The 22,066-nt window shown below is 60.9% G+C and carries 23 protein-coding genes and 1 pseudogene; 12 read left to right on the forward strand and 12 right to left on the reverse strand.

All coding sequences use genetic code 11. The annotated features are described in order from the left end of the window. Positions 1-341: 341 nt before the first annotated feature. Positions 342-1,556, forward strand: a complete 1,215-nt coding sequence (locus AAIS01_RS11620) for an aldose 1-epimerase family protein (protein ID WP_343469076.1) — start codon at positions 342-344, stop codon at positions 1,554-1,556. Between the two features lie 6 nt (positions 1,557-1,562). On the opposite strand, the gene AAIS01_RS11625 is transcribed toward AAIS01_RS11620, so the two are convergent. Both AAIS01_RS11625 and AAIS01_RS11630 read right to left on the reverse strand, forming a co-directional pair. Then, a complete protein-coding gene (locus tag AAIS01_RS11625) occupies positions 1,563-3,056 on the reverse strand; it encodes a YifB family Mg chelatase-like AAA ATPase (protein WP_343469077.1) in 1,494 nt (497 codons plus the stop codon). A 156-nt stretch (positions 3,057-3,212) separates the two neighbouring features. Further along, positions 3,213-3,473, reverse strand: coding sequence for an accessory factor UbiK family protein (locus AAIS01_RS11630; protein ID WP_214913945.1), 261 nt, complete (start codon positions 3,471-3,473; stop codon positions 3,213-3,215). A gap of 412 nt (positions 3,474-3,885) precedes the next feature. Between AAIS01_RS11630 and glnK the strand changes: the two genes are divergently transcribed. The 4 genes from glnK (at position 3,886) to sutA (ending at position 6,647) form a co-directional block, all read left to right on the forward strand. Then, positions 3,886-4,224, forward strand: a complete 339-nt coding sequence (gene glnK / locus AAIS01_RS11635; RefSeq protein WP_002555808.1) for a P-II family nitrogen regulator — start codon at positions 3,886-3,888, stop codon at positions 4,222-4,224. A gap of 33 nt (positions 4,225-4,257) precedes the next feature. Then, complete coding sequence (locus AAIS01_RS11640; RefSeq protein WP_343469078.1) at positions 4,258-5,583, forward strand: ammonium transporter; 1,326 nt, start codon at positions 4,258-4,260, stop codon at positions 5,581-5,583. Positions 5,584-5,796: 213 nt separating this feature from the next. Then, positions 5,797-6,222: a secondary thiamine-phosphate synthase enzyme YjbQ gene (locus AAIS01_RS11645; RefSeq protein WP_092395986.1), complete on the forward strand. Its 426-nt coding sequence runs from the start codon at positions 5,797-5,799 to the stop codon at positions 6,220-6,222. A gap of 101 nt (positions 6,223-6,323) precedes the next feature. Next, positions 6,324-6,647, forward strand: a complete 324-nt coding sequence (sutA, locus tag AAIS01_RS11650; RefSeq protein ID WP_092395066.1) for a transcriptional regulator SutA — start codon at positions 6,324-6,326, stop codon at positions 6,645-6,647. A 209-nt stretch (positions 6,648-6,856) separates the two neighbouring features. Here sutA and AAIS01_RS11655 read toward each other — a convergent pair whose 3' ends face one another. Genes AAIS01_RS11655 through lptM form a run of 6 tightly spaced genes read right to left on the reverse strand, consistent with a single transcriptional unit; the run spans position 6,857 to position 11,458 of the window. Beyond that, positions 6,857-7,561: an HAD family hydrolase gene (locus tag AAIS01_RS11655; protein ID WP_343469079.1), complete on the reverse strand. Its 705-nt coding sequence runs from the start codon at positions 7,559-7,561 to the stop codon at positions 6,857-6,859. Next, complete coding sequence (gene xerC / locus AAIS01_RS11660; protein ID WP_343469246.1) at positions 7,558-8,457, reverse strand: tyrosine recombinase XerC; 900 nt, start codon at positions 8,455-8,457, stop codon at positions 7,558-7,560. Before xerC ends, AAIS01_RS11655 begins: the two co-directional genes overlap by 4 nt. 2 nt (positions 8,458-8,459) lie before the next feature. After that, entirely contained in the window at positions 8,460-9,182 is a 723-nt protein-coding gene (locus AAIS01_RS11665; protein WP_092395072.1) for a DUF484 family protein, read from the reverse strand. A gap of 13 nt (positions 9,183-9,195) precedes the next feature. Further along, on the reverse strand, positions 9,196-10,026 hold the full coding sequence (gene dapF / locus AAIS01_RS11670) for a diaminopimelate epimerase (protein WP_343469080.1): 831 nt from the start codon (positions 10,024-10,026) through the stop codon (positions 9,196-9,198). 4 nt (positions 10,027-10,030) lie between these two features. After that, positions 10,031-11,278: a diaminopimelate decarboxylase gene (lysA, locus tag AAIS01_RS11675; protein ID WP_343469081.1), complete on the reverse strand. Its 1,248-nt coding sequence runs from the start codon at positions 11,276-11,278 to the stop codon at positions 10,031-10,033. A 9-nt stretch (positions 11,279-11,287) separates the two neighbouring features. Beyond that, entirely contained in the window at positions 11,288-11,458 is a 171-nt protein-coding gene (lptM, locus tag AAIS01_RS11680) for an LPS translocon maturation chaperone LptM (RefSeq protein ID WP_047226132.1), read from the reverse strand. Between the two features lie 202 nt (positions 11,459-11,660). Here lptM and cyaY point away from each other — a divergent pair, with 202 nt between their 5' ends. The 3 genes from cyaY to rnk all read left to right on the forward strand — a co-directional run bounded on the left by cyaY (position 11,661) and on the right by rnk (position 12,849). Then, positions 11,661-11,993 (forward strand): iron donor protein CyaY, encoded by a 333-nt coding sequence (gene cyaY, locus AAIS01_RS11685; protein ID WP_047226131.1) that lies wholly within the window; start codon positions 11,661-11,663, stop codon positions 11,991-11,993. Positions 11,994-11,997: 4 nt separating this feature from the next. Then, the gene (locus AAIS01_RS11690; RefSeq protein WP_092395084.1) at positions 11,998-12,213 is read left to right on the forward strand and encodes a DUF1289 domain-containing protein; all 216 of its coding nucleotides are present in this window, start codon (positions 11,998-12,000) and stop codon (positions 12,211-12,213) included. Between the two features lie 225 nt (positions 12,214-12,438). After that, positions 12,439-12,849: a nucleoside diphosphate kinase regulator gene (gene rnk / locus AAIS01_RS11695; protein ID WP_047226129.1), complete on the forward strand. Its 411-nt coding sequence runs from the start codon at positions 12,439-12,441 to the stop codon at positions 12,847-12,849. 5 nt (positions 12,850-12,854) lie between these two features. On the opposite strand, the gene AAIS01_RS11700 is transcribed toward rnk, so the two are convergent. The 3 genes from AAIS01_RS11700 to AAIS01_RS11710 form a co-directional block, all read right to left on the reverse strand. Next, the gene (locus AAIS01_RS11700; RefSeq protein WP_343469082.1) at positions 12,855-15,698 is read right to left on the reverse strand and encodes a class I adenylate cyclase; all 2,844 of its coding nucleotides are present in this window, start codon (positions 15,696-15,698) and stop codon (positions 12,855-12,857) included. A 179-nt stretch (positions 15,699-15,877) separates the two neighbouring features. Beyond that, complete coding sequence (locus tag AAIS01_RS11705) at positions 15,878-16,126, reverse strand: TIGR02647 family protein (protein ID WP_047226127.1); 249 nt, start codon at positions 16,124-16,126, stop codon at positions 15,878-15,880. Positions 16,127-16,402: 276 nt separating this feature from the next. Next, positions 16,403-16,687: a hypothetical protein gene (locus AAIS01_RS11710; protein ID WP_343469083.1), complete on the reverse strand. Its 285-nt coding sequence runs from the start codon at positions 16,685-16,687 to the stop codon at positions 16,403-16,405. Between the two features lie 125 nt (positions 16,688-16,812). Between AAIS01_RS11710 and AAIS01_RS11715 the strand changes: the two genes are divergently transcribed. Continuing rightward, entirely contained in the window at positions 16,813-17,472 is a 660-nt protein-coding gene (locus AAIS01_RS11715) for a glutathione S-transferase family protein (protein WP_343469084.1), read from the forward strand. Positions 17,473-17,608: 136 nt separating this feature from the next. On the opposite strand, the gene argH is transcribed toward AAIS01_RS11715, so the two are convergent. Next, positions 17,609-19,003: an argininosuccinate lyase gene (gene argH / locus AAIS01_RS11720; RefSeq protein WP_343469085.1), complete on the reverse strand. Its 1,395-nt coding sequence runs from the start codon at positions 19,001-19,003 to the stop codon at positions 17,609-17,611. A gap of 458 nt (positions 19,004-19,461) precedes the next feature. On the opposite strand from argH, the gene AAIS01_RS11725 reads away from it, so the two are divergent. From AAIS01_RS11725 to AAIS01_RS11735, 3 genes and pseudogenes are all read left to right on the forward strand, one after another. Beyond that, positions 19,462-20,208, forward strand: coding sequence for a LytR/AlgR family response regulator transcription factor (locus AAIS01_RS11725; protein ID WP_305386801.1), 747 nt, complete (start codon positions 19,462-19,464; stop codon positions 20,206-20,208). Between the two features lie 145 nt (positions 20,209-20,353). Continuing rightward, positions 20,354-21,295 (forward strand): hydroxymethylbilane synthase, encoded by a 942-nt coding sequence (gene hemC / locus AAIS01_RS11730; protein ID WP_343469086.1) that lies wholly within the window; start codon positions 20,354-20,356, stop codon positions 21,293-21,295. Then, positions 21,292-22,038: pseudogene (locus AAIS01_RS11735) on the forward strand (uroporphyrinogen-III synthase); the annotation flags it as partial. The gene hemC and the pseudogene AAIS01_RS11735, both read left to right, overlap by 4 nt. Positions 22,039-22,066 lie beyond the last annotated feature (28 nt).

Genomic DNA, 22,066 nt, shown 5'->3' on the forward strand with positions numbered 1-22,066 from the left:
ACCCTCTGGGAGCGAGTTTTCTCGCGAAGGCGGCGGCCTAGCCAACATCATCGCAACTGACCCACCGCTATCGCGAGCAAGCTCGCTCCCACAGGGGCTTGGCGGCGAACGGACATTTTGCGGCCATCCCCGATCAATGTGGGAGCGGGCTTGCTCGCGAAGAGGGCCTTAGGGCCAGCATCCCTGTAACTGACCCACCGATATCTAAAAGCAAACCTGTTTGCGCTAAGGCCGGTTGCTCCAGCACTGCGTCTTTTCAAGGTATTCGCTGTTTTTAAGCTTGCTGAAACGTTTCTTCAAGTCTATAAAAACCGCACAACTCCAAGAAAAGGCTGCCCCTTATGAATGCGCTCAAACTTGTCATCGCCCTCAGCGCCCTGGGCGCTACGTCCCACGCCATGGCCTGGGATTACGTCCTGCTCGACACCGATAAAGCTGCTCAGCCCTGGACAATCACCAGCCAGCAGCTCGGCGTGAAAACCGACAAGCCCTTCTCCGTGACGATGCGCACCCTGCATGGCGGTCGGCAAGAAGGCGTCAGCATCGTCGATATCGACAACGGCACGATGAAGCTCTCGGTCGTCCCGACGCGGGGCATGAACGTGCTGCAGGCCTCGGTCGGTGAAGTGCGTATGGGTTGGGATTCGCCGGTCAAGGAAGTGGTCAATCCGTCTTTCATCGAACTCAACGGCCGCGGTGGGCTGGGCTGGCTCGAAGGTTTCAACGAACTGGTGACCCGCTGTGGCTACGAATGGGTCGGCCATCCCGGCATGGACAACGGCGAGCTGCTGACTCTGCATGGCCGCGCCGCCAACATCCCGGCCAACAGAGTGACGCTGCACATCGATGAAAAGCCGCCTTATGCAATTACTCTGCGGGGCGAGCTGAAGGAGCAAGCCTTCAAGAAGGTCGATTTCTCGGTACAAACCGAACTGCTGACCGAGCCCGGCAGCGTGACCTTCGCGCTCAAGGACACACTGATCAACAATGGCGACTACCCGAAGGAATACCAGGCCCTCTACCACAGCAATTTCAGCACACCGTTCCTGGAACAGGGGGCTCGTTTCGCTGCACCGGTCAAGCAGGTCTCGCCGTTCAACGACAAGGCCAAGGGCGATCTGGCGGATTGGCAAACCTACCGAGGGCCAACCAAGGACTACGACGAAACCGTCTATAACGTTGTGCCTTATGCCGATGCCAAGGGCGACACGCTCACCGTGCTGCACAACAAGGCCGGTAGCCTCGGTGTATCGGTGGGCTTCAACACTGGTACGCTCCCGGTGTTCTCCCTGTGGAAAAACACTGACACCCAAGGTCAGGGTTACGTGACCGGGCTGGAGCCGGGCACCAGTTTCTCCTATAACCGCCGTTACCAGCGTCCCCTGGGCCTGGTGCCCACGATCGGACCAAAGGAGCACAGGCAATTCCAGATCCACTACAGCCTGTTGGCGGATAAAGGTGCCGTGGATAAAGCCCTCAAACGTATCGATGAAATCCAGGGCGCCCAGCAAACCGAGGTACGAAATACGCCGCTGGTGGACCTGAGCAAGCCATGATGCCCATCAGGGCGTGGCGGGCCGGTATTGCAATGCTTCGGCCAAGTGCTCCCGGCTGATTCGATCCACCCGCTCAAGGTCCGCCAGCGTACGGGCGACCTTGAGCAGGCGGTGGGCGGCTCGCAGCGACAGGGTCAGTCGTTCGCAGGCGGTTTCCAGCCAAGTCTCATCGGTTGTGGATAACGTGCAATGCCGACGCAAACCCGGCAGATCCAGGAACGCGTTGGCGCATCCCTGGCGCTGTTGCTGGCGTTCGCGGGCCTCGGCCACTTGCTCGGCAACGGTAGCCGTATCGTCACCGGGTTCGCTTTTCGGGCTCAATGCCGTGGCTTCCCGGGCGACGGTCAGGTGCAGGTCGATGCGGTCCAGTAAGGGCCCGGAGAGTTTGTTGCGGTAGCGCTGCACCATGTCTGGCGTGCAGGAGCATCGGCCGCTGGCCTCGCCAAGGTATCCACAGGGGCAGGGATTCATCGCCGCCACCAGTTGGAAGCGCGCCGGAAAGCGCACCCGGTCACGGGCGCGCGAAACCACAATGTGGCCCGATTCCAGTGGCTCCCTCAAGACCTCAAGAACCTTGCGGTCGAACTCCGGCAGTTCATCGAGAAACAGCACGCCATGGTGGGCGAGGGTGATTTCCCCGGGTTGCGGTTTTGAGCCGCCACCCACCAGCGCCGGGCCGGACGCCGAGTGATGTGGTTGGCGAAACGGGCGCTGTGGCCAATGGCTCAACGGCACGCAACTGGCCACCGACTGGATCGCGGCGACCTCCAGGGCCTCACATTCAGCCAGTGGCGGCAACAATCCCGGTAAACGGCTCGCCAGCAGTGTCTTGCCGGTGCCTGGTGGCCCGCTTAACAACAGGTTATGCGCCCCCGCAGCGGCAATCAGCAATGCGCGCTTGGCCCCGACCTGGCCTTGTACCTCATTCAGGTCGGGATAGGGCTTGCTCGCCGAGAGCAATCCATTGGAAGCATAAGGCTGCACAGGGGTGTGGCCGTTGAAGTGCGCCACCGCTTCGAGCAAATGATCCACGGCGATCACCTTCAGCCCCGACGCCAGGCAGGCTTCCTCGGCATTCGCCCGCGGCACCAGCAGTGTACGCCCGGCCTTGCGCGCGGCCAGCGCCGCGGGCAACACACCGCGCACCGGGCGCACCGCGCCGGACAACGCCAGCTCGCCGAGGCATTCCACATCGTCCAGCATCAGGGTCGGCACTTGTACGCTGGCCGCCAGGATCCCCAGGGCAATCGCCAGGTCGAACCGCCCGCCGTCCTTCGGCAGATCCGCTGGCGCCAGGTTCAGCGTGATGCGACGCGCCGGGAAATTCAGGCCCGAATTGATGATCGCGCTGCGCACCCTGTCCTTGCTTTCCTTCACTGCCGCTTCAGGCAAACCGACCATCGTCAGCGACGGCAAGCCATTGGCCAGATGGACTTCAACGGTAACGGCAGGAGCCTCCACCCCCACTTGGGCGCGGCTATGGACAATGGCGAGCGACATGCAATCGTTCCTTGAGTGAATAAGGGGCCGCGTCCTGCGGCTCTTGAAGGTTAGTCGTGGGGGAGATCCTGGGCGCGGAATTTGAATGAGGGAATTTTGGCAGGATGTTGCGGGGTGTGGCTGAGGCCAGCCTGCATCCACTGTTGGCGAAAAGCCTTACTCGGCGTTAGCGCCAAGCTTGGCTTCCAACTCCGCCACCTTCGCCTCCAGACTCTCCAACCGCGCCCGGGTCCGGGCCAGTACGACCATCTGGCTGTCGAATTCTTCCCGGCTCACCAGGTCCAGCTTGCTGAAGCCGCTTTGCAGCAGTGCCTTGAACTGGCTTTCTATTTCGCTTTTGGGCAGTGGCGTGTCGCCGCTCAAAAGGCGGGAGGCATGGCCGCTCAGGGCGTCGAGGAGGTCTTTGGGCGCAAGCATGGCAGGTGTCCTGAAAACGATGAGGGCAGTGTATCACGCAGCGTCTATATTCAATTGGCGAGCAAGGAGTGCACGCTTTTCGCGCACTGGACCGGGCATCGTCGCACTGTTGTTGTGCGTAATGTTCCGGTTCGGGGTGCGGCGCAAGCCGGCACAGTGGATAAGAGGCTGAAATCAGAAGGTTTGGGCACAGATGGCAAGGTTTCTGCTTAGTGGCTGATGACCCATGCACTGATGCAGTCGCTGTGACGAATGCAGTGCAGCCGACGAGGCGGGGAGCTTCGTCAGAGTGGTTAGCTGGCACCGGTCGGGCAACTTGGGCCGACGATGCGTTACAAAGCCAGGCACTGCGCTTAGACTTGAGTCGGGTTTGTTTTCCTGGGGCAAGTCCACCAATTCGGGAGAAAGTTTCATGAAGCTAGTCACTGCCATCATCAAGCCGTTCAAGTTGGACGACGTGCGCGAGTCGCTGTCCGAAATCGGCGTGCAGGGCATTACCGTTACTGAGGTCAAAGGCTTCGGTCGGCAGAAAGGTCATACCGAGCTGTATCGCGGCGCGGAATACGTGGTTGATTTCCTGCCCAAGGTGAAGATCGATGTCGCCATTGACGACAAGGATCTGGACCGGGTTATCGAAGCGATCACCAAAGCCGCCAACACCGGCAAGATCGGTGACGGCAAGATCTTTGTGGTCAATCTGGAACAGGCTATTCGCATCCGTACCGGCGAAACCGATACCGACGCTATCTAAGCCGCCAAACCCAACGCCCCAGGAGAAAACAATATGACTCTGCGTAAATTCGCAGGGCTAGGAGCCCTGTTGTCCTTCGTAACGCCTGGCCTGGCCATGGCAGAAGAAGCGGCAGCCCCAGTCCTGAACTCCGGCGACACAGCCTGGATGCTCACTGCCACCATTCTTGTACTGTTCATGACCATTCCCGGCCTGGCGCTGTTCTACGGCGGTATGGTTCGGTCGAAAAACATTCTGTCGGTGATGATGCAATGCTTTGCCATCACCGGCCTGATCAGCATCCTGTGGGTCATTTATGGCTACAGCATCGCGTTCGACACCACGGGAATGGAGCAGGGCGTCGTCAACTTCAATTCGTTCGTCGGCGGTCTGAACAAGGCATTCCTGGCGGGCCTCACCCCCGCTAGCCTGACGGGCCTGTTCCCTGAAGCGGTGTTCATCACCTTCCAGATGACGTTCGCCATCATCACTCCGGCCCTGATCGTTGGTGCCTTTGCCGAGCGGATGAAGTTTTCCGCGATGCTGATCTTCATGGGCGTGTGGTTCACCCTGGTTTATGCACCGATTGCGCACATGGTCTGGTCCGGCAACGGCGGCCTGATGTGGGACTGGGGCGTGCTGGACTTCGCTGGCGGCACCGTGGTGCATATCAATGCCGGTATTGCTGGCCTGGTGGCGTGCCTGGTACTGGGCAAGCGCAAAGGCTTCCCGACTACGCCGATGGCGCCGCATAACCTGGGTTACACCTTGATGGGCGCGGCCATGCTGTGGGTAGGCTGGTTCGGCTTCAACGCCGGTTCCGCCATCGCGGCCAACGGCACCGCCGGTATGGCAATGCTGGTGACCCAGATTGCAACCGCTGCTGCGGCGTTGGGCTGGATGTTCGCCGAGTGGATCACCCACGGTAAGCCAAGCGCACTGGGCATTGCCTCGGGTGTGGTGGCGGGTCTGGTTGCGATTACGCCGGCTGCCGGCACCGTGGGCCCGATGGGCGCCCTGGTCATCGGCTTGGCGGCGGGCGTGGTGTGCTTCTTCTGCGCCACGACCCTCAAGCGCAAAATGGGCTATGACGACTCCCTGGACGCCTTCGGCGTGCACGGCATCGGCGGTATCCTGGGCGCGATCCTGACCGGTGTGTTCGCAGCGCCGGCCCTGGGTGGCTTCGGCACCGTGACCGATATCGGCGCGCAAGTGTGGATTCAGCTCAAGGGTGTAGGCTTCACGGTGATCTACACCGCGATCGTCACCTTCATCATCCTCAAGGTCCTGGACGCTGTCATGGGCCTGCGTGTCTCCGAGGAAGAAGAGGCGGTCGGCCTGGATCTGGCCCAGCACAACGAACGTGGCTACAATCTGTAAGCACACGCAATAAAAAAATGCCCGGTTCGCCGGGCATTTTTTTGTCTGGAATTTGTCATTGCTCACAGGAAGGGCCGGTTTTTCCGACGTCTTTTGTTATGGACGCGACATGGGTTTTTCTACGGCCATAGGCTTACACCAAAGCAGGCGTATTAGGCCCTTTGTTTTTTCCCAGAGCGCGCTAGAATGCGCGCCGAACGTGCGGAGATCTGTATGTGGCAACAGACGCTGATAACCCTGCGGGCAAGGCCTCGGGGCTTTCATCTGGTAACGGACGAGTTGCTCGCCGGCCTGCCTGAACTCCGGGCATGTCGTGTCGGTCTGTTGCATCTGTGGCTGCAGCATACCTCGGCCTCGTTGACCATCAACGAGAACGCCGATCCGGCGGTACGTCGAGACTTCGAACGATTTTTCAATCGGCTGATCCCACAAGGAACCGCCGATTATGAGCACAACGACGAAGGCCTGGACGACCTCCCGGCGCACTTCAAGGCCAGCGTGCTGGGGTGTCAGCTGAGTCTGCCGGTCACGGCGGGACGGTTGGCATTGGGTACCTGGCAAGGTGTTTATCTGGGCGAGCACCGTGATCATGGCGGTGCTCGTAAGGTCCTCGCCACTTTGTACGGTGATGGGGCGTAACCGCTGATTGCCGGCGGATGTTGAATTTTTTCTGGCAGCCTTCGACAGACGGCGAAGCTGGGCTATAACTAATCTGCTTTTCGCAAGTCATGAGGTAGAACATGAGCGACGATGATCTGGAAAACGACGACCTCGAAGTCGGTGACGAAGACGAGGCCGAAGAAGGCCTGGAAGCGGCGGCTGAAGACGTCGCCGACGATGATGGGGCCGATGTACCGGCGCCAACCGCCAAAGGCAAGGCCAAAGCGGCGGTGTCGGTCGACGAGTTGCCGAGCGTAGAGGCCAAGAACAAGGAGCGTGATGCGCTCGCCAAGGCCATGGAGGAGTTCCTGGCCAGAGGCGGTAAAGTGCAGGAAGTGGAGGCCAACGTTGTTGCGGATCCGCCCAAGAAACCGGACAACAAGTACGGCAGCCGCCCGATCTGAGCATCTGCTTCTTGCTTGCTGAAAAAGCCCGCCGTCGCTGCGGGCTTTTTCATGGGCGTGATTCTATTTCCAAGCCAGACACGGTTCTTGTGGGAGCGAGCCTGCTCGCGATAGCGATCCATCTGTCACATTGATGCTGGATGTGCCATTGCTATCGCGAGCAGGCTCGCTCCCACAATTTGAGTTTTGGTGGCCACAAAACAGGCGGCTCAGGATTGGCTATGCCAGCCCGCCAGCAACCCCGGCAGCTCGGTCAGGCTGCGAATCTCTGCATCCGGTGCATGCTCGGCATCCCAGGCTTTACCCGCCGGATTGAACCAGATGGCCCGCAAGCCGGCCTGTTGGGCGCCGGCGATGTCGTCACCTGGATGATCGCCAATGTGCACGGCGGTTTGCGCCGTGGCGCCGCCGCGTTGCAAGGCTTCGTGGAACAGCCTGGCGTCAGGCTTGGCGATGCCGATGTCCTCGGCGCACAGGGCGAACTTGAAATAATCCGCCAGTCCCAGGCGACGTACATCGGCGTTGCCATTGGTGACCACGCCGAGGGCGAAATGGTTGGCCAGAATTTCCAGGGTAGGCTGTACCTCGGGAAAGATTTCCAGTTGATGACGGGCGTGCAGGAACGTTTCGAACGCTTCGTCCGCCAGTTCCGAAGCTTGCCACTGGTCATAACCGGCGTCCTGCAAGGCACGGAACAGCACTCGTCGGCGCAGTGCGCTGATGCGGTGCTTCAGACCGGGCTCTTCGCGCAACACTTGCTCGCGAAGGGAAAAAAGATGCTCCACCGGCACGCTGCCCAGGTTCGGGGCGTTGTCGGTCAGCCACTGGCGTAATATGGCCTCGGCACTGGCAATCACCGGTGCGGTGTCCCATAGGGTGTCGTCGAGGTCGAAAGTGATGAGCTCGATGGTCATGATTCGTCGCCCTTGATTCGTTTGGCCCTGGGGTGGGCACTGTCATAGACCGTCGCCAGGTGCTGGAAGTCCAGGTGGGTATAGATCTGTGTGGTCTTGATGTCCGAGTGGCCGAGCAGTTCCTGGACGGCGCGCAGGTCCTGGGAAGACTCCAGCAGATGGCTGGCGAAGGAATGCCTGAGCATGTGGGGGTGCAGGTTCTGTCCCAGCTCGCGTTCACCGGCGGCCTTGACCCGCACCTGGATCGCCCGCGGGCCGAGGCGTCGGCCTTGCTGGCTGACAAATACCGCGTCGTCGGCCGGGTTGGTCAGCGCCCGCAGCGGCAGCCACAGCTCCAGGGCCTCACGGGCTTTGCGGCCAACGGGCAGCAAGCGTGTCTTGCTGCCCTTGCCCAGCACCTGGACCATGCCATCGGCCAGGTCCAGTTGGTCCAGGTTAAGCCCGGTCAGTTCGGAAAGCCGCAGGCCGGAGGAATAGAACAATTCAAGAATCGCCTGGTCTCGTCGCGCCAGAAAGTCATCCTCGACGGCGCCTTCCAGCAATTGCAGGGCCCGATCGGTGTCCAGGGTCTTGGGCAGCCGGCGTTCGCCCTTGGGCGGCGCCAGGCCGGTGGCCGGGTCGTGATCGCACAGCCCTTCGCGGTTGAGGTAGTGGTACAGGCCCCGCACGGCTGATAACAGTCGCGCCAGGCTGCGGGAAGACTGCCCTTGTTGATGAAGGCGGGCGACCAGGCTGCGCAGGCGCTGGATATCCAGGGCTGCCCAACTGCCGATGTTTTGCTTCTGGCACCAGGCCAACACTTTTTCCAGGTCGCGGCGATAGGCCGCCAGCGTGTGAGGCGACACCTGGCGCTCACTGCGCAGGTGTTCGCAGTAGGCATCCAGCTGCCGTTCCATCATCAGCGTACCGAGCGCAGTGAACCCGTCATGCGCGGCAGGACCCGGCCGGTGACTTCGGCGATGTAGCTCAAGAACAACGTGCCCACCGAGCTTTTGTAGTGTTGCGGATCACGACTGGCAATGGCCAGCACGCCATGTACGCCCTGGTGGGCGATGGCCACGACAGCGGTGGAGCCGATCTGCTTGCGCTGTTCTTCGCCGAAGAGGAAGTCCAACTCATGTTCGCGCAGGCTGCCACTGACGCTCTTGTTTTCCGTGAGCAAGCCGCCGATGGCTGTCTGTGCGTCGGCGTGGGTGACCCAGCGCCCCACTGGCATGGCGTTATCGCCAAACAGGATCAGGCTGACAAAAGGCACCTGGAAATCCTGACGCAGACTGTCTTCGACACTCATCACCAGGTCTTCGAGGGTGTTGGCATCCATCAGCGCCAGGATCAGGCGACGGGTCTTGTCGAAGAGCCTATCGTTATCCCGGGCGACGTCCATCAGGTGCGAAAGACGATGACGCATGTCGATGTTGCGCTCGCGCAGAATCTTCATCTGATGCTCCACCAGCGACACGGTGTCGCCGCGGCGGTGGGGGATGCGCATCGTCGCCAGCAGTTCTTCATGCTCGACGAAGAAGTCCGGGTGAGCCTCCAGATACGCGGCCACGGCTGCGGCGTCCGGATGACTGGGGGATTCGTCGGGCTGCGGGGCTGGAACCTGTGGCTTGTCGGTCATGGGTTTGACTCACTCAAAGACGAACTTGTCCTTCGTATACACGTACTGCCGGGCCGGTCATCAGTACCGGTTCGCCGGGGCCTGCCCATTCGATGGACAAGCGTCCGCCGGGCAGGTCGATCAGCAAAGGTGAATCCATCCATCCCTGACTGATCGCGGCGACGGCCGCTGCGCAGGCGCCGGTGCCGCACGCCTGGGTCTCCCCGGCACCGCGCTCCCAGACGCGCAATTGCGCACGGTGGCGATCGATGACCTGCAGGAAACCGACGTTCACCCGCGCGGGAAAGCGCGGATGATTTTCGATTTTCGGCCCCAGCTCATGCACTGGCGCGCTGTTGATATCGCTGACTCGCAAGACGGCATGGGGGTTGCCCATGGACACTGCCGCCAGTTCCACCGTGGTGCCGTCGACCTCCAACGGATAGCTCAAGGCCTGGGCCGACGCTTGGAACGGAATGTCCGCCGGTGCCAGGCGTGGGGCACCCATGTTGACGCCGATCTGGCCATCGTTGCGCACATCCAGTTCGATGATGCCGCTTTTAGTCTCGACGCGAATCTGCCGTTTGGCGGTCAGGCGCTTGTCCAGCACGAAGCGGGCGAAGCAGCGGGCGCCGTTGCCGCACTGTTCAACTTCCGAACCATCGGCGTTGAAGATCCGGTAACGGAAGTCCACGTCCGGGTTGTTGGGCGCCTCGACGATCAGCAATTGGTCGAAACCGATACCGGTGTGCCGATCGCCCCATTGTTTGGCATGCTTGGGCAGGATGTGCGCGTGCTGGCTGACCAGGTCGAGGACCATGAAGTCATTGCCCAAGCCGTGCATCTTGGTAAAACGCAGCAGCATGGTTTTACTCCGGCAGCAGGCTTTCGCCGGCAAACAACTCGGCTACCGTCTCGCGGCGACGCACTTCAAACGCCTGATCACCGTCCACCAGCACCTCGGCGCAGCGGCCGCGGGTGTTGTAGTTGGAACTCATGACAAACCCGTAGGCCCCGGCCGAATGCACAGCCAGCAGATCGCCTTCTTCCAGCGCCAGCTCCCGGCCCTTGGCCAGGAAGTCGCCGGTTTCGCAAATAGGGCCGACAATATCGTAGCGGCGGGCGGCGGTATCACGAGGGCGCACCGCGGTGACGTCCATCCATGCCTGGTACAGCGCCGGGCGGATCAGGTCGTTCATCGCCGCATCGACGATGGCGAAATCCTTGTGCTCGGTGTGCTTGAGGTATTCGACCCGGGTCAACAGCACGCCGGCATTGGCAACGATGTAGCGGCCCGGCTCGAACATCAGCGCCAGGTCACGACCTTCGAGGCGTTCACGCACAGCCTTGATGTAGTCGGCCACCAGCGGCGGCTCTTCATCGCGATAGCGCACGCCGACGCCGCCGCCCAGGTCGATGTGGCGCAGGTAGATGCCGCAGTCGCCGAGACGATCCACCAGCGCCAGCAGGCGGTCAAGGGCATCGATGAAGGGTTCGAGCGTGGTCAGCTGCGAGCCGATGTGGCAATCGACGCCCAGTACTTCCAGGTTCGGCAGCTGGGCGGCACGCACATACACGTCTTCGGCGTCGGCAATGGCGATGCCGAACTTGTTTTCCTTGAGGCCGGTGGAGATGTACGGGTGGGTGCCAGCGTCGACGTCCGGGTTCACGCGCAGGGAGATCGGCGCGCGGACACCCAGCTCGGCGGCGACCATTTGCAGGCGCTCCAGCTCATCGGTCGATTCGATGTTGAAACAGTGCACCCCCACTTCCAGGGCGCGGCGCATGTCTTCACGGGTCTTGCCGACGCCGGAAAAAACGATCTTGTCGGCGCTGCCGCCGGCGGCCAGCACGCGTTCGAGCTCACCACCGGAAACGATGTCAAAGCCGGCGCCCAGGCGTGCCAGGACGTTGAGCACACCGAGGTTGGAGTTGGCTTTTACGGCGAAACACACCAGGTGCGGCATGCCGGCCAAAGCATCGGCGAAGGCCAGATACTGGGCTTCGATATGTGCACGGGAATAAACGTAGGTTGGCGTGCCGAAACGTTCCGCGAGCGCGGACAGGGCAACCCCTTCCGCGAACAGCTCCCCGCCACGGTAGTTAAAAGCGTCCATGGCGTTCCCTTAATAAGTGGTGTGGGTATCGTGCGCGTGGGACTTGGACTGCGACGATTTGGCCTGTTCTTCAGGGGATTTGCTGTCATCGGGCAGGTACAGCGGACCTTTTTGACCACAGGCTGTCACAAGGCAAGCAACCGCGACGAGCGCAGCAAGGGAAGAGATCAGGCGCTTCATGGCGAAATCCTTGAAAATGCGTTAATTGCGCCGGAGTATACCGGCCACCCGGCAGCTTGCCTATGCAACGGGGTTCCCGTCCGGCGCCGGGGGGCTTTTCACAAAGCTGGCTGTCGTCGGTCGGTATATCCTTTGCAATCGCCGGGAAGCGTCCGTATCTTGCGGCGCTTGAGCATGAGCAGACATTTTCGAGGTTGCCGCAATGAGTTTGACTGAAGCCCGTTTCCACGATCTGGTCGATGCGACCCAGCAAACGCTGGAGGATGTATTCGACGAAAGCGAGCTGGACATCGACCTGGAAAGCTCCGCCGGTGTGCTGACCGTCAAGTTCGAAAATGGCAGCCAGTTGATTTTCAGCCGCCAGGAGCCGTTGCGCCAGTTGTGGCTGGCAGCGGTGTCCGGCGGTTTCCACTTCGACTATGACGAGGAAAGCGAGCGCTGGATGTGCGACAAGAGCGAAGAGCAACTGGGCGAGATGCTCGAACGCATCGTCAAGCAGCAGGCCGGGGTGGAACTGGATTTCGAAGGCCTTTGACAGCGTGAGCCAGAACACCCCGGCGCGGCCGGCCAAGCCGCTCTACAGCAACGTCAGCCCCGCCGTGCCATCGCCTTGCACTGGCGTGTGCAAACTCGATGAGCAGAAAGTCTGCCTTGGCTGTTTCCGACATGTGGAAGATATTCGCCAATGGCGGTCGGCCGATGATGAGCGCAGGCGGGTGATCTGTGCCCAAGCGCTCAAGCGTAGATCCCCGTAAGCGTTGCCGAAGGCTCGGGCCGCGTTCGGACGATCTTTTGATCTTGATCTTGGGGCTTTCGCATAAGGCTCAATTGCCTGGGGCAAGATCGCAGCCTCGTTGCACTCGTCAGCTCCTACTGATAGTGTCCAGCTACGCCTCAACTCATCGAGGCCCGTGAAAACCCCGTCTTTTTGTGGCGGGGTTTTGCTTTTTTCGTGCAGAACAAAGGAGTCTGCCTGAATCATGACCGTACCTTCCATCACCCTTACACGTCTGGACGTACAGCGTCTGGAGCGCCTGATCGATAGCCTTGATGAAACGCTGCCGGGCGTGATTGCGTTGCAAACCGAACTGGATCGTGCCGACACCGTGGTAGGCCACGATGAAGTGCCCGCCGATGTCGTGACCATGAATTCGCGTGTGCACTGCCGCGAAGAAAGCAGCGGCAAGGACTATCATCTGACCCTGGTTTATCCACAGGACGCCAATGCCGACGAAGGCAAGATCTCCATCCTTGCTCCGGTCGGCAGCGCACTGTTGGGCCTGAAGGTTGGCCAGCACATCGACTGGCCGGCGCCGGGCGGCAAGACGCTGAAACTGACGTTGCTGGCCGTGGAATACCAGCCGGAAGCGGGCGGCGATTTCCACCTCTAAGCGCTTCAGACCAAGGCCAGCGCCTCGTTCAGGGCGCGTTCCAGGTCAGCCTTGTAGCGCAGGTACAAATTACTTGAGCAGGCCCCATCACCCACAAGACCCGAGAGGTCCAGGTCGGTGATGTAGCAGCGATAGCGTTCGGCCTCACGGCGCTGTTCGACGATCTCCCTGGCGACCACGCGGAACAACTGGTCGCCATGTTCCAACTCCGAAAACTCTCGCTGATCGCAATACAGGGTGACGTGCACCTGCCCATGGGTGGCTTTGCCGATGATTGCCTGCACGTCATAGAACGGCTTGTTCACTGGCGTTTGCGGCGCCTGCCGCGCCTCGATCCGCCGTGCCCGCCCGCTGCCCGAGGGCAGGAGCTGGTAGTACAGGGTTTCCAGGGGCAGTGGCTGGGTGGCATCCATCGGCAGTAACGCGTCGCGGCGGTACAGCACCGATTGCAGGAAGCGCTGCAATGGCACCAGCAGGCTGTGGTCGTCGTGATAAGGCAAGCGCTGTTGCCACAGGGCATTGAGCTCATCGAGCACGTACAGCTCAGCGTCGTCCTCGTTGACCCGGTAGAACACCTGGATGCACTCGGGCTGCCCCATGGGCAGGATCAGCGCCAGGTCGTGGTCCTCCAGAGCCATTGGGTCCAGGTGCAGCGGGCTGTAGGCCGTCAGCTCCTCTCCCAAGTAATCCATCAGCGCCGACAGGCTGCCCAGGGCCACGTGATTGACCTGGCCCGGCACCAGTTCCAGCACGTGGTAGTGCTGCTGAACCTGGAGCAGATAGCGGTGGTTGAGCCTGCTTAACAGCAGGGTCTGGGCCGTTTCGATGACTTCCTCGACCCGTCGGGCAATGAACTGCGCGCGGTTGTGGCAGAAACAGCGTACCTGCAAGCGCGGCTGGCGCTGCGTGACGGGCAGGTCGTTGAGGTAATCGCGTAGACAGTCGAGCAGGGCATGCTCGCCGTCGAAACGGTTGACCAGCACTTCGTTCCAGCTGTTGAGCGTGACCTGATCCAGGGTCAGCACCAGGTTCTCCCGAACCCCGGCGTAGCTCAGGGAGTCGGTACGCTCGGTGGTCATCAGGATATTGAGGTCGCGATGATGCTTGAGCGGGTCGACGCCGACGTTCACCAGTATCAACACTTCGCTGGGCACGCTGGCGCGCAACAGCTGTTCTTCATCTACCGTGCCCAGCGGCAGGGCGATGGACTGTTGCAGGCTGCCCAGCAGGTTGAACAGTTCGAACTCACTCAGGTCGCTGCTACCTGGGTGCAGCGCCAAGCGCGTACTGCTGTCGATCACGCCGTTGCGATGACACCAGGTCAGCAACTCCAGCAACTCGCGGCAGCGTTTGATCGGTGCGAAGTTTTCCCACTCCAGGGCGTTGAGGCTGCCGTTGTACAGGCCCCACTGGTTCTGCCCGGGTTCTTTCTTGTTCGGTGACTGCACCAGGGTCAGGGTGTCTTCGGCCAGGTCCGGGGCGATGCCGGGGTTGATGAACTCGACTTTGTCGGCTTTGCGTTCGAACGCGGCATACAACCGCCGGCCCAGGACGTTGAGGTCGCGCTTGTTGATCAGGCTCACGGTTTTTTCGGTGCGGGCGAACTGGGTCAGGAAGCGGTAGCTGTAGGTCAGCTCGTTGACCAGCGCACGCCGTTCGTTGCTGACCTGACGCACTTTCCACTGGCTGCGGCTGTCCAGCAGCGCCAGTTGCCGTGGGTCCCAGCCCCATTCCCGGGCCAGACGCTCAAGCAGAACCCGTTGCCAGCCGGAGCTGCGCCCTTGGCCGGTCAGCTTGCGATTGACCTTCAGGTAAAGCGCTCTTCGCACCAGTTCCAGGCGTTCGGATTCACCGCGGGCGTTGAGGTATTCCTCAATGCGACGGTAAACCACCATGTATGGATCGAGCTCTTCCAGGTCCAGGCGGTTGGCGAACACCGCCTGCTTGAAGCGCAGGCTCAGGCAGCGAACGTTCGGATGTTCGCTGGCGTAGACTTCGATCAGTAGCAGCTTGAGCACTGATTTGTAGGGTGACTCAATGCCCTTGAACAATTGCCAGAGGCCGGCGCCGATGAATTCTCCCGGCGGGATATAGGCCAGGTGCCCCAGATTGAGCGTTTCATCGGCGCGGATGAAGCGTTTGGAAATCAGCGTGTGGGTGTACTGCTCATAGTTTTCTTCTTCATACACCGGCACCAGCCACCAGATCGGCGTGCGTCCGGCCAGCCAGATGGCCGTGCGGTAAAACTCGTCCAGCAGCAGGTAATGCTGGGTGGTGCCGCAATCGTCGGAACTGAGTTGAGTGTCCCGGTCGCCGCGGACGAACCGCGCCGGGTCGATCAGGAAAAAATGCGCTTCAGCACCCTGGGTCGCCGCCCAGGCTTCCAACAGCAGACATTTCTTGCGCAGTTCGGCCAGTTCGTCCTCGCTCAGGTCTGGACCATGGCAGACCCACACATCCATGTCGCTTTGATCCGCTTGGGCGAGGGTGCCGAGGCTGCCCATCAAAAACAGACCCAGAATCGGTCGCGGCGGATTGCTGCCGTGGCGGGGTTTGTAGGAGAACGAGCGGGTCAGTCGCTGGGCTTCGGCGAGGACGCTGGCGTCGGGCTCGTAGTTGGACAACCCGGCAGGCGTGCTGCTCGAGACATAGCCGGGCAGTAGCGGGTGGTTGACATGGAAAAACAGCGGCAACAGCGTCAGCACGCTTTGCTGGCGGGTCGACAGACCTTCCAGGGCGCGATCCATCCGCACGGTGTTGAGTTTGAGAAAACGTGCGCGCAACTGGCTCAGGACCTTGCGGTCGATTCCCTCGTCCAGATCGGGGCGTATTTCGTGATTGCGGGTCATGTCAGCTCAAACCGGCTCGCGGTGTCGAACGTGGGAGTTCACAGGTGGTGGCAGTTTAGCGCCTGAACCCCGGATTTCTTAAGCTGAAAGTATGATTTTGACGTCAGAATTTTTACGCAAGACGCCAGGGCGCCTGCGGAAACCTCGATGGAGGAGATTTCCGTGGGCGACCGGAGGAATCAGGCGGCTTCTTTGACGACGTTGAGAATGGTCAGCAGGCTTTGCACATGCTCGGCGGCATCCCGGCCCAGACTGGTCAGGTAACCACCGTCAGATTGGGTAATCAGGTCTTTTTCGAACAAGCGTTTAGCGGCAGCGATGGCAGAGGGGGCAGCGGTCTGATGGATTTTCAGGCCTTCCTGGGAACTGTCCAGGTTGAAGAGTGCAAGGATTTCCAGTTCGGCAACCAGCTCAGGGGTAAGCGACATAAGGACTCCAGACTTTCTAGGAATTTGGACGACAGCGCCACTAAAGTGAGCGCACTCGGCCGAGCTGTCCAGTGTCAGCGTCATGCTTTTTTTGTTTTGGGGGGCAGAGCCACCCTGATCTGTGATGGCCGGAGCAGGCAAGCCCCTGTGGCGAGGGGATTTATCCCCGTTGGACTGCGTAGCAGGCCCAGAAACCAAATATCACTACTCTTTGGGCCGCTTCGCAGCCCAGCGGGGATAAATCCCCTCGCCACAGGAGCAACTTCGCCTCACGGTTTATTTCTTTTCCGGCGGCAACTCGGGAAGAGCGCGCAACGCTGTTTCGTACCACTGAGTATTGAACGCTCGGTCCTCTTCCAGGATCGCGTCAATTTCCACTGCCAGCACATGGGCCATCAGGTTGAGAATCTCTTCGCGCTCGTAACCCACCAGGGTCAATTTATTGAAAATGGCCTTGGCCGCTGGCGGGTTGTCACTTTCGATCTGGTTTTCGATAGCCTGGATCAGCGTGTTCTCGACGAACTCTTCTTCGTCGTTGTCGATGTCAGTTGGCTCGCTCATGGCAGGCTCCTTGGAGAAAGGTCGCCAGTTTACCTGCATTCAGCGCAGTGATGCGTCTGGCAAGAAATGGCTCGACGGTCTATAACGCAAACCTGCCCACCCCCGCACGGCCTGGAGGCTTTGTGATGCTCAAGCTTTACGGTTTCGCTGTCAGTAATTACTACAACATGGTCAAGCTGGCGCTGCTGGAGAAGGGCCTGCCCTTCGAAGAAGTGCCGTTCTACCCCAGCCAGACCCCCGAAGCACTGGCCGTCAGCCCCCGCGGCAAGGTCCCGGTGCTGAAGACCGCACAAGGGTTTATCAACGAAACCAGCGTGATCCTCGAATACATCGAGCAAACCCAACCCGGTAAAGCCCTGCTGCCCAGCGAGCCGTTCGAGCGTGCCCAGGTGCTGGCTTTGTGCAGGGAGATTGAGCTGTACATCGAGCTGCCGGGGCGGGCCTGCTACGCCGAGGCGTTTTTCGGCATGTCGGTACCTGATGCCATCAAGGAAAAGTCCAAGGCCGAATTGCTCTTGGGCTTCGCTTCGCTCGGCCGGCACGGCAAGTTCTCACCCTACGTGGCGGGCGACAGCCTGAGCCTGGCTGATCTGTGTTTCCTCTACAGCGTATCGCTGGCGTGCCAGGTGGGCCGGAAGGTGTTCGATATCGACTTGCTGGCGGATATGCCGGCGGCCAAGGGGCTGATGGAGCGATTGGAGCAGAACCCGCACGTGCAGCGGATTGCGGCGGACAAGGACGCAGCGATGCCGGCATTTTTGGCGATGATTGCGGCCAAGAAGTAATTTTTTCGGCGCCTTGAAGGACGCCTTCGCGAGCAAGCCCGCTCCCACAGTAGGTCTTCAATGAACCCAAAATCTTTTGGACATGGAGAACCAATGTGGGAGCGGGCTTGCTCGCGAAGCTTTTAGCTTTTAGCTTTTAGCGGCTGGCGAGCAACGCCTGGCCCCGCACCACGGCGGCCTTGACCTGGGCAGGCGCTGTGCCGCCGATGTGGTCGCGGGCATTGACCGAACCTTCCAGAGTCAGCACAGCAAACACGTCCTGCTCGATCTGGTCGCTGAACTGGCGTAGTTCGTCCAAGCTCATTTCTGCCAGGTCCTTGCCGTTGTCCACGCCGTACTTCACGGCATGGCCGACGATTTCGTGGCAGTCACGAAACGGCAGGCCACGGCGTACGAGGTAATCAGCGAGGTCGGTGGCGGTGGAGAAGCCGCGCAAGGCCGCTTCGCGCATCACTGCATGCTTGGGTTTGATCGCCGGGATCATGTCGGCAAAGGCCCGCAGCGAATCACGCAGAGTGTCGGCGGCGTCGAACAGCGGCTCCTTGTCTTCCTGGTTGTCCTTGTTGTAGGCCAGCGGCTGGCCTTTCATCAGGGTCAGCAGCCCCATCAGCGCGCCGAACACCCGACCACTCTTGCCGCGTACCAGCTCCGGTACGTCGGGGTTTTTCTTTTGCGGCATGATCGAACTGCCGGTGCAGAAGCGATCCGGCAGGTCAATGAACTGGAATTGCGCGCTGGTCCACAGCACCAGTTCTTCGGAGAAACGCGACAGGTGCATCATCGCGATGCTCGCGGCGGCGCAGAATTCGATGGCGAAATCGCGGTCCGAGACGTTATCCAGCGAGTTGCCGCCCACGGCGTCGAAACCCAGCAACTGTGCGGTGTATTCACGATCGATAGGGTACGTGGTGCCGGCCAGCGCGGCGCTGCCCAGGGGCATGCGGTTGGTGCGCTTGCGGCAGTCCACCAGGCGCTCGTAGTCGCGGCTGAGCATTTCGAACCAGGCCAGCATGTGATGCCCAAACGTTACAGGTTGAGCGGTTTGCAAGTGCGTGAAGCCCGGCATGATGCTCTCGGTTTCGCGCTCGGCCTGCTCCAGCAAGCCTTTTTGCAGGCGGGTGATTTCGCCCAGGATCAGGTCGATTTCGTCGCGCAGCCACAGGCGAATGTCGGTGGCCACCTGGTCGTTCCGGCTGCGGCCGGTGTGCAGTTTCTTGCCGGTCACGCCGATGCGATCGGTCAGGCGCGCTTCAATGTTCATGTGCACGTCTTCGAGATCAACGCGCCAGTCGAACTGGCCGGCCTCGATTTCAGTCTGGATGGTCTTCAGGCCATCGATGATGCTGTCGCGCTCGGCATCGGTCAGTACGCCGACCTTGGCCAGCATGGTGGCGTGGGCGATCGAGCCCATGATGTCGTGGCGATACAGGCGCTGGTCGAAGTTGACGGAGGCGGTGAAGCGGGCGACGAAGGCGTCGACGGGTTCACTGAAGCGGCCGCCCCAGGACTGATTGGTCTTGTCAGTGCTCATGAATTCGCTCGTGATCGGCTGTGGAAAAAGTAGCGGTTAAGGCTGCGGCGGATGATAGCAGGGTTGCCGGGACTGGCGCTGGCACTGGTCGGCAGGTTTTTTGCGCAGTGCCCGAGCTTTTAATGGGGTTTTCGCACAACGATATTTTTCGATTGAGCAATATCGGCGCGGCAACCGTCTACAGTGGACTGTAGGACTTTTACTTTTTCATCCACGGAGCATTGGACGAATAGAAGAGGGGGGCTCGTATTGGTCAGATGGAGTGTTAACAATTCCTACGACGACGCCGTGCGACAACAGGCCTCGAGCATCGATCGGCAGGCGCGGGTAAAGATAGACAACCGCCTCGCGGCACTTTTTGGCCCTCGAACGAGTCTTAGCGTGGATCGCGGTGACGGATGTCACTTCCCCTGTCTACGCTATCCTTGTGCGAGACTCACGCAGGAATCCAGCGCAATATGAATGTCCTGATCGTTGATGACGAACCACTGGCCCGTGAGCGCCTGAGCCGAATGGTTGGCGAACTCGAGGGTTACAGTGTCTTGGAGCCGAGCGCCACCAATGGCGAAGAGGCGTTGGCCCTTATTGACAGCCACAAGCCGGATATCGTGCTGCTCGACATTCGCATGCCTGGCCTGGACGGTTTGCAGGTCGCGGCGAAGTTGTGCGAGCGCGAGTCACCGCCCGCGGTGGTGTTCTGCACCACTCGGGACGACTTCCCGCCGGAGGTGCTGCAAGCCGGCGCCGTGGGCTATCTGATCAAGCCGGTCAGTGCCGAGGCGCTGGTCGAGGCCTTGCGCAAGGCCGAGCGGCCCAACCGCGTGCAACTGGCGGCGCTGACCCGTCCGGCGGCCGAAAGCGGCAGCGGCCCGCGCAGCCACATCAGTGCGCGCACTCGCAAAGGCATCGAACTGATCCCGTTGAATCAGGTGGTCTATTTTATCGCCGATCATAAATACGTGACCTTGCGCCACGAGAGCGGCGAGGTGCTGCTGGACGAACCACTCAAGGCCCTTGAAGACGAGTTCGGTGAGCGTTTCGTGCGCATCCACCGCAACGCCTTGGTAGCTCGTGAGCGCATCGAACGTTTGCAGCGCACACCCCTTGGGCATTTCCAGTTGTTTCTCAAAGGCCTCAATGGCGACGCGCTGATTGTCAGCCGGCGGCACGTGGCCGGTGTGCGCAAGATGATGCAACAGCTTTAGCTTGAGGTTCCAAGGCGTCCAAGCCGTTAGCGCGTTCATTTCCAGGACATTGACGGCCAGGGAGGCCTTGGGGTCGTGATTCAAGTCAAAGCGAATTTGGCTGAGCTGTTATTATCCGCCGTATCTTTTAAGTACGGATTGATCCATGTCCCCTCGCGAGATCCGCATCGCCACCCGTAAAAGTGCCTTGGCCCTCTGGCAGGCCGAATACGTCAAAGCCCGTTTGGAAGAGGCCCATCCCGGCCTGATCGTGACGCTGGTGCCCATGGTCAGTCGCGGCGACAAGCTGCTGGACTCGCCGCTGTCGAAAATCGGTGGCAAGGGTCTGTTCGTCAAGGAGCTGGAAACCGCGTTGCTGGACAACGAAGCCGATATCGCCGTGCACTCGATGAAAGATGTGCCCATGGACTTTCCTGAAGGCCTGGGCCTGTTTTGCATCTGCGAGCGAGAGGATCCGCGCGACGCGTTCGTTTCCAACGCGTTTGCAAGCCTTGATGCGCTGCCCGCCGGGAGCGTGGTCGGCACCTCCAGCCTGCGTCGCCAGGCGCAGTTGCTGACCCGTCGTCCAGACCTGCAAATCCGTTTTCTGCGAGGCAACGTCAACACCCGCCTGGCCAAGCTTGATGCCGGTGAGTACGACGCAATCATCCTTGCCGCCGCTGGCCTGATCCGCCTCGGCTTTGAAGAACGCATCACGTCGGCCATCAGCGTCGATGACAGCCTGCCGGCCGGGGGGCAGGGAGCGGTGGGTATCGAATGTCGCAGCGCCGACAGCGAAATCCATGCCCTGCTGACGCCACTGCATCACGACGATACCGCCACTCGGGTCTTCGCTGAGCGCGCCCTCAACAAACACCTCAATGGCGGTTGCCAAGTGCCGATCGCCTGTTATGCCGTACTCGAAGGCGAGCAGGTCTGGTTGCGCGGTCTGGTGGGGGATCCGAACGGTGGCCGACTGCTCAGTGCCGAGGCCCGGGCGCCGCGCCGCGATGCCGAAGCACTGGGTGTCCGGGTAGCCGAAGACCTGCTCAACCAGGGCGCTGACGACATTCTCAAGAAGGTCTACGGCGAGGCGGGCCACGCGTGACGGGCTGGCGACTGCTGCTGACCCGGCCGGTTGACGAGTCGTCGGCCCTGGCGGCTGTCCTGGCCGAGGCCGGGGTGTACAGCAGCAGCCTGCCGTTGCTGGATATCGAGCCGGTCCCCCTGTCCGATTCCGGGCGGGCTATCTTTCAAAGTCTGGACCAGTACTGTGCCGTGATTGTGGTCAGCAAGCCCGCCGCACGTTTGTGTGTGGAGCTGCTGCGCCAATATTGGCCCCAGCCCCCGGACCAGCCCTGGTTCAGCGTGGGGGCGGCGACCGGGCAGATTCTGATCGATGCCGGCCTCACTGTGTTTTATCCCGATAATGGCGACGACAGCGAAGCCTTGCTGGAGCATCTGGTGTTACGCCAGGCCATCACCCGGCCCCATCCCAAGGTTTTGATTGTGCGCGGCGAGGGTGGACGCGGCTTGCTGGCGGAGCGCTTGCGCGAGCAAGGTGCTAGTGTCGATTATCTGGAACTGTACCGACGCAGCCTGCCGCATTACCGGGAAGGTGAGTTGGCGGCAAGAGTCAAAGCGGAACGCTTGAACGCGCTGGTGGTCAGCAGTGGGCAGAGCTTCGAGCATCTGCAGCGGTTGGCCGGCGACGCGTGGCCTGCGTTGGCACGGTTACCGTTGTTTGTTCCAAGCCCGAGGGTTGCCGAGATGGCCCGCGCCGCCGGAGCCCAAACAGTGGTGGATTGCCGTGGCGCCAGTGCCGCGGCTTTGCTGGCGGCGTTACGGAATCAGTCCGTGCCGTTTTCTAATGCAAAGG

Source organism: Pseudomonas halotolerans, assembly GCF_039581215.1.
GTDB lineage: Bacteria > Pseudomonadota > Gammaproteobacteria > Pseudomonadales > Pseudomonadaceae > Aquipseudomonas > Aquipseudomonas tehranensis.